The organism is Streptomyces javensis, from assembly GCF_039525925.1.
GTDB classification, from domain to species: Bacteria; Actinomycetota; Actinomycetes; order Streptomycetales; family Streptomycetaceae; genus Streptomyces; species Streptomyces asiaticus.
The window spans coordinates 1-1,517 of sequence record NZ_BAAAIF010000233.1 but is presented as its reverse complement, the minus strand read 5'-3'; the positions used below and the strand labels follow the sequence as shown (position 1 = coordinate 1,517).

Genomic DNA, 1,517 nt, shown 5'->3' with positions numbered 1-1,517 from the left:
CGGGTCCATCCCCAACGCCTCACGCGGACTGATCCCGAAGAACTCCGCATCGAAATCGCCAGCCCCGGCCAGGAAGCCACCCACCCGGGCATAACCCGCGCCCCCGTCAGCGGACTCGGAGGCCTCCAGGCTCTGCAAGTCCCAGGCCCGGTTCGCCGGGAACCCCGACATCGCATCGGAACCTCCGGCGACCAGCTGCCAGAAGCCCTCCGGGTCTTCAACCCCGCCCGGGAACCGGCAACCCATACCGACGATCGCCACCGGCTCGTCGGTGCCGAGACGGACGGTCGGCACAGTCGGAGCAGCGACGGCCTCGGTGGTCCCGCACGCCTCTGCCACCACGTACCGGGCGACCTCAACCGGTGTCGGCTGGTCGAAGACCAGGGTGGCGGGAAGGCTCAGGCCCGTCTCGGCCGAGAGCCGGTTGCGCAGCTCCAGGCCAGTCAGGGAGTCGATGCCCATGTCCCGGAAAGCCCGCTGGGGATCGATGCCGCCAGCGCGCTCATGACCCAGGACGACAGCGGCAGCGGCCCGGACGATCTCCAGGACCTCCTGTTCACGATCGGCGGGAGACAGTGCGGCCAACCGAGCCGCCAAGCCACCCGGCTCCGCAGCCACGGCCGCGGTCGGGCGTACTGAGACACCGCCAGTGGCCAAGCCACTCAGAAGCGGGGGCACCGGTCGTCCCGCCCGGGACAGCCCGCTCAGGTCGAGCCGGGCGGGAACCGCCAACGGCGCACCCAATCCAGCGGCGGCGTCGAACAGCGCCAGCCCCTGCTCGGTCGTCAGCGGCTGAACACCGCCACGGCGCACACGAGTCAGACCCGCGCCCTCCAGGTGCCCCGTCATCTCCGACGCCTGGGCCCACAGGCCCCAGGCCAGCGACTGACCGACCAGCTGCCGGCCACGACGGTAGGACGCGAGTGCGTCCAGGAACGCGTTGGCAGCGGCGTAACTCCCCTGGCCTGCGCTACCCATGACAGCCGCCGCCGAGGAGTACAGGACGAAACCGGCCAGGCCCGCGCCCTCCGTCAACTCGTGCAGGTTCCAGGCCGCATCGACCTTGGCCGCAAACACGGTCGCCATGCGCTCGGGCGTCAGGGATTCGATCGTGGCGTCGTCAATCACACCGGCGGCGTGCACGACCGCGGTCAGCGGCCGCTCGGCCGTAAGCCGCGCCAGCACCGAGGCGAGACCGTCACGGTCGGCGGCATCGCCGGCCTGCACACGGACCTCCGCACCCGACTGCGTCAACTCGGCGACCATGCGGGCCACGCCCGGCGCGGCCGGGCCACGACGGGACATCAGCACCAGGTGCCGCATGCCACGGGCGCTCACCAGGTGCCGCGCCAACTCACCACCCAGCGTGCCAGTCCCGCCCGTAACGAGAACGGTCCCCTGACTGTCCCACTCGACGGGAACGTTCAGCACCACCTTGCCCACCTGCCGAGCCGCCTGGAGGTACCGCAGCGCCGCCACCGCCTGCGACAGCTCGAAACACGTCACCGGCGGCGGAA

At 71.3% G+C, this 1,517-nt stretch carries 1 protein-coding gene; it reads right to left on the bottom strand.

What is annotated here, in order from left to right; translation table 11 throughout:
- The coding region (locus ABD329_RS47715) for a type I polyketide synthase (RefSeq protein ID WP_344318273.1) at positions 1-1,434 on the bottom strand (1,434 nt) is incomplete at its 3' end.
- Positions 1,435-1,517 lie beyond the last annotated feature (83 nt).